A 5630-nucleotide genomic window follows, 5' to 3' on the forward strand; every position below is an offset into this window, starting at 1 on the left:
AAAAATGCTCTTCAAGCAGCGTGAAATTTACCGGCAATTTTGACCAGAGCTCCCGCTCCGTCAGGGCACAGCCAAAACTGGACGAAGCGAGCTGAAACCCTGTTTCAAGCAGGCGTGCTGCAAACTCTCGGGCAACGGAAAATTTCTCCGGCGCTATGGCCGGGATGATAAGGACGGTCGACTCCGGCAGATGACCAAGGTTGGCGACGGCTTCATGAATCGAGTCGGCCAGGGGGTGCCCGATCGCTTCGATGGCTCCCGCCGGTAGCGGGACAAACAGCAATCCCTTGCGTTTGCTTTCGTGGAAACGTTGAACGATCGCCGTCACGGAATCGAAACAGAATTCGTTGAGCAAGCTCAACTGGCGGGCTATTCTCGCCAACCGTCCGTAGGAGCCCTGCACCATGCCGGCCGGACCGCGAACCGTGGTCATGTAGCCGATGATTTCGCAGCGCAAGAAATCGGCAATCGGTCGAAAGCCCACCTGCAAGGAATGATTGTAGAAGATTGCCGCAAATTCCTCGGCGCACTTGTCGGAACCGGGGGAACGGGTTACCGCATTGATCGGATACTTTCGCATGAAGGATTGTCTGCCAAGTGGAGAATCTGATTCAAGCGTCAGGACTCGCATCAGGATAAACAACGCCGTCAGATTCTAGTTGTTGCCCGTTGCAGAATTATTACGGCGATGTTACTTAGCAATCGAAAGCAGGATTAGCAATGCTGGCCTTGCTTGTCTTCAATTTGTAATCCTGCATTAATAAACTGGCGGCAACCGCTTCTCTGGGGTACGAAATTCATGTCTGCGGTAAAACCCGGGGAATTCGTTGGGCAGTGCAATGAGTTGATCGTCGGATGTTCCGACCCAAATCTTGTGCAGGTCGGGGACGTATCCCATCATTCGATTAATAATGACATAGGCCTCGCTGACGCCTTGGGCGGAAAGCTGTTGCATGTGCTGATCGATCTTCATCGCCAGTCGGCTAAATTCATTCATGCTCACACTTTGCTCACTCGAAGAGCGTGGCGATTTTCGCCAGCACTTCGTCCAGGATCGGTGCTGGCAGGGTGTCCACTTTGCGTGCATGGCGGACGGCCAAGTCAATCACGCGTGGCTGATCGCAGCGCACGACACCGGTGGTCTTGATGCCGGTCACGAGCACCGCGAAGCCCAAGCGGCGAGCGAACTCGCCGCCGTGCCGTAAGGCTGAAGTATTCTTCTGTAATTCAGTCGCTTATAGCGACCTAGCCTTCCCATATTCCCTATACTCGCCGAAGGCAACGAAAAAGCGCTGGACATGCTCAGGCGCATCTCCCCGGCGGCATGGGTGCATCTGCATTTCCTTGGGCATTACGCCTTTCGGGATAAGCGCAATCCGATTGACTTAGAGGCGATTTTGGCGGCGATTTTCAGGGAGTGAGGGCTGTTTTGGTGAAGCAGACAACTTTCGCCAGTTTGGAATTGATGCCCCAACAAGGAATGCACGGGAAACGGTTGTTTTCTGTCAAGAAAGTACCGCCCGTATTGGCTTTTCGGTCAATTCTGAAAATTTCGTGGATTCCGGCTTAGTACACCAAAATGGGCCAAAGAATAGCAAGGTTCAACACCATCAAACGCGCAGCCGAAAACCATTGCCTACTGCGGCTTCCAGACAAATTCAGCTAATTCCGGAAACCCGCAACCAGTTGCACACGATTCACCTTTACGCAGTAGCCGCAGGCAATATTTGCTCGATCAGGTCGGAAATTAGACGCGCCGTGATACCGTAGCGATCACGAACGGGGTTGTACTCTACGATTTCGAGTGCCTTCAACCCCGACAGTCCAGCAACTCGAAGTAAGGCGTCCAGCACATCTTGGGGTACCAAGCCAACCGGCTCTGGACTGCCGACACCTGGTGCTAACGCCGGATCGACGGCATCAAGATCGAGCGACACTCCAAAACCAGAAGCCGACTTGGCAACAATAGTGATAGCCTCGTCCAGGCAGGCTACGAAGCCGCGTCGAGCGATTTCCTCGCTATCGATGATCCGTACCCCAAACTGCTGCAGAAACGCTATTTCCTCCTGCTCGTAACTGCGTGGCCCGAGCACAACGGTATGCGCGGCACTAATCTGCGCTCCCAATAGACCGATATTGAGCAGCCGCTTGTCTCCCCTTCCCAGCAAACAGGCCAGCGGCATGCCGTGAATCGCACCAGAATATGTGGTTTCATGCGTATGGCTGTCAAGATGGGCATCGATCCACAACAGCCCGCACGGTTGGCCTAATATGCGCGAGACACCGCTCCAAGTACCGATGGCGATCGAGTGATCGCCACCGATGATCAGCGGGAATGCGCCAGCCTGCATCGCCAACACCACTTCATCGGCCAGGTCGCGGCATAGTTCGGCAATTCGGCCGATCGTTGATTTGCCTTCGCCTTGAGGCGCGAACACGATTCTGCCCCAGTCGATCCGAGGATGATGCTCCAGTTCGTGCCAGGACTGAGAATGATGGAAGGCAACTGGTCCATCCTCGCAGGCGTGATCCTTCGCTCCGATACCGCTGGCGGCACCGAGTATGCGAATACGGATATTATGCTTGGAATGCATCTGTTTCATGACTATTGGCAACGCGCCTTGTGTCACCTACAACCAGTTACTATGACCACTCCATGAAGGCTTATCACAGCAATGTGATTATCAAATATAGCCGTTTACTTTGACGAAAACTTATTTCGAACATTCATTACGATGCCGGATTATTGCCAATGCATAAACTGGAAGAGATACTGAATGACCGATGCACAGCCGACCTACAATCCCAGAAAATGAGTGCCACCAATCACACGTCGGCTTTCAGGTAACGGTACAGGATCAATGGGTGGTTTGGAGAAAAATCCGACGTGGTTCAATAAAGAGAACCGTTATTGGTAACACAGGCAACAGTTTCCCTCGCCATGGCCAGGGTGATTTTCTGGTTGAGCGGAGTAAATCCGGAGGGGATGTTGCCCCCTCTGGACGTTGAACGCAGGTGGGCTGGATGCATTTGAAACCGAGAGGTTCGAGCCAGTGCGAATGTTTTTCGCCGGTCATCAGTTCTATTGGGTTAGTGCCGGCGCGCTCGGCGACCCGGCTACGATAGAAGAAGTAGGCGCGGAGCCTCGAATTGAAGTTCTTCACCAGTGAACTCGCGCGGGGAATCGTCTTCATCGCCGCAACGACGGTATCGAAGACGAGGATGATTTGAGTTACAGGCAGACTTCCCACACTTGATGGGGCGGCCCATCGTGATCCTGCGCGATGCTTGCCAGGCGCTCATCGAGTATGCCGACGAAGGCCAACATGGGTTTGCCTTGTTGATGCAAGGCAATGCGCACTGGGCGAACGTGCCTTCGATCCAGATGCTCCCGCTGTTGTAGCAGATCGATGATGAAGCGTTACAGTTACTGGCGTATGGAGCCGCTACAGCAACCGGCTCACAGATCTTCTCAGGAACACTTGTGCCGCAAGTTTACCGGTCTGGGTCCTCGAATCCCATGCGGGAAATGGTTGCGTGTCGAGGTCAGTGAGACTCTCTTGTGACCGCAGCCTTGCCTGCCTACTATCCAAAATTGAAAGGCGTATGGAGGGGTTCAGGGAGGTATAAATAGATATATGTATTGTTGTATTCCTTGCGAATTACTTATTTATCAGGCACTTATAATATCCATGCAACAACATTCCTGGGAACCAAATCGATTGAAGTATTTCTGTCATATTTGTTTGATAGAGTGATTTCCCACGTATGAATCTGCGCCTTAATTAAAGGCCACTCACTCACGGCCATGGAATTCAAGCCTGGCAAACAAAGTCTATGGAAATTCTTCTGCTGACCCTTAACCTGCATACCTATGAACAGCATCCCCGCCACTGCCCGTTCGATACGATGCATCAACACGAGCGGGAAGTGCATATCATCGCCGAGGCAATCGCTCACCTAAGGATAGATATCGTTTGTTTTCAAGAGGTAGGTGAATATTTGCATGACCCGATTGCCAATACTTACGGCGAGTCGCCCTCCAATATGGCTTATCGCATCCGCGATCGATTACGCCAGTGGGGACATTGGTATCATATTCACCAGGACTGGAGCCACATCGGGTATCAGCGATGGAGGGAGGGTACCGCCATCTTGAGCCGTCATCCGATGCGGCACAATTATTCCGCTTACGTCTCTGCCGACCAGCGCAAAGATAACTATATGTCGCGTAACGTCACATTATCGTGCATAGACGTTCCGTGGTTTGGCTTGTTGCATGTTGCCAATGTTCACTTAAACTGGGCGCACCATGGTTTTTATGAGGAATACAATAAGCTCAGTGAATTGATTCGATCACGCAGGCATTTTGGGATCATAGGGGATTTGATCGTTGGCGATTTCAATGCGCCGGCCGGTGAGCATGCCTACAATCACGTTGTCCGCAATGCCGAATACGTCGATCAGTATTGCGAATTGCACCCCGAGCGTTTTTTCCAGCCCAGCTATCATGGCTGCATAGATGGGTGGAAGGACAGCACACCCAAGCGTATCGACTATATCTTCAAACGCAATGGTGATCCCTTGCAGGTGAAAGCCATGGACGTCATTTTCAATCAACATTTTTATCCCCTCGTATCCGATCATTTTGGTTATTTGGCCAGATTCGAGATGCTCTGATTTTCTTGTGGGAAAGGAAATCCAGCGCTGTCGGAAGGACAGAAAATACATCGACTCCTATAGATTCTTGCTTCTGATCGAATGGCTGATTACGGCCAGATACTCAGGATCGATGGTGGCTTTGGAGAAGCAAGACCACCGGCTGGAAATGGCCGGTAGGGTGTGGCCGTCAACGACCGCTTCGTAGAGTTAAATTTCACGGAAATTGGATTTGGCGGAACGGCCGCTCTGGAGAAAGCACACAGGCCGTTTTGGGTCGCTAAGTAAAGCTTCAAATAGCGGCCCCTTGTGGTTAGCCAACATAAATAAAGTAGTTTATGGACGACGTGGGTATATCTCAACAGCACGCAGTCGTCAGAGCCTCGTGGCCGGCAGGTTTGTTTTCAAAAAGCCGCCATTGCCCATGAAAACATCATCTGTCTCTTGTGGGTCGGATGGAGTCAGCCACCCCTGAAAACTGAGCGACCGCTGTAGTCTGATTCCTGCCTTTCGACTCCATCAGCGCTTGATGACAGCCAGCGACCCAAAGCGGTAGATGGCCTTTGTGGAAGCGGCCGTTCAGGAATGTTTGAACTCAGCCGCAGCTGGAGTGAAGGGTTCGGCGGCTCACGCGTTACGGTCCCGGGTACTACGTGTTTGCCCCATAAAGGCAGGCATGAGGGCAAATAGCACAAGCATCGCCAGATATACGCTTCCGGAGACGGAGTCGCGGCTAGCGACATAATCCGCAAGTGAGCGATCTTGCAAGACCACGGCCAAGAGAAGTTCGGCGGCGAGCAACAGACCCAGGGCGAAAAACCCTATGCCGAGGCGCGCGACTATGGAAAAATGGCCGACGAATCGTCTCATGACGAATCTCGCTGCAATCACGATGACGGCAAACATCAACGGCATCTCGCTTAGGCGGCGTAAATAAATAAACGTATCATATGACGTGTTGAGGTGGTATT

6 protein-coding genes and 1 pseudogene are annotated in these 5630 nt (G+C 52.2%); 2 read left to right on the plus strand and 5 right to left on the minus strand.

Features of this window, described 5'->3' with window-relative positions:
• The 4 genes and pseudogenes from ACOYNV_RS25295 to ACOYNV_RS25310 form a co-directional block, all read right to left on the minus strand.
• Positions 1–580 (minus strand): hypothetical protein (locus ACOYNV_RS25295; RefSeq protein ID WP_422902582.1); only part of this gene is annotated, 580 nt, incomplete at its 3' end.
• A gap of 225 nt (positions 581–805) precedes the next feature.
• Positions 806–997 (minus strand): annotated as a pseudogene (locus tag ACOYNV_RS25300) (transposase); the annotation flags it as partial.
• A 13-nt stretch (positions 998–1010) separates the two neighbouring features.
• Complete coding sequence (locus ACOYNV_RS25305; RefSeq protein ID WP_422902583.1) at positions 1011–1163, minus strand: type II toxin-antitoxin system PemK/MazF family toxin; 153 nt, start codon at positions 1161–1163, stop codon at positions 1011–1013.
• A 540-nt stretch (positions 1164–1703) separates the two neighbouring features.
• The gene (locus ACOYNV_RS25310; protein WP_422902584.1) at positions 1704–2603 is read right to left on the minus strand and encodes an arginase; all 900 of its coding nucleotides are present in this window, start codon (positions 2601–2603) and stop codon (positions 1704–1706) included.
• A 653-nt stretch (positions 2604–3256) separates the two neighbouring features.
• On the opposite strand from ACOYNV_RS25310, the gene ACOYNV_RS25315 reads away from it, so the two are divergent.
• Together ACOYNV_RS25315 and ACOYNV_RS25320 are read left to right on the plus strand one after the other, a co-directional pair.
• A complete protein-coding gene (locus ACOYNV_RS25315; RefSeq protein WP_422902585.1) occupies positions 3257–3403 on the plus strand; it encodes a hypothetical protein in 147 nt (48 codons plus the stop codon).
• A gap of 434 nt (positions 3404–3837) precedes the next feature.
• Positions 3838–4680, plus strand: coding sequence for an endonuclease/exonuclease/phosphatase family protein (locus tag ACOYNV_RS25320; protein WP_422902586.1), 843 nt, complete (start codon positions 3838–3840; stop codon positions 4678–4680).
• 606 nt (positions 4681–5286) lie between these two features.
• On the opposite strand, the gene ACOYNV_RS25325 is transcribed toward ACOYNV_RS25320, so the two are convergent.
• Positions 5287–5630: hypothetical protein (locus ACOYNV_RS25325; RefSeq protein WP_422902587.1), on the minus strand; the 344-nt coding region annotated here is incomplete at its 5' end.

The organism is Propionivibrio sp. (assembly GCF_049316945.1).
GTDB lineage: Bacteria > Pseudomonadota > Gammaproteobacteria > Burkholderiales > Rhodocyclaceae > Propionivibrio.

Coding starts and splice junctions, on each gene's coding strand:
- ACOYNV_RS25310 (WP_422902584.1), bottom strand. CDS start 2,603: ATGAAACAGATGCATTCCAAGCATAATATCCGTATTCGCATACTCGGT.
- ACOYNV_RS25315 (WP_422902585.1), top strand. CDS start 3,257: ATGGGGCGGCCCATCGTGATCCTGCGCGATGCTTGCCAGGCGCTCATC.
- ACOYNV_RS25320 (WP_422902586.1), top strand. CDS start 3,838: ATGGAAATTCTTCTGCTGACCCTTAACCTGCATACCTATGAACAGCAT.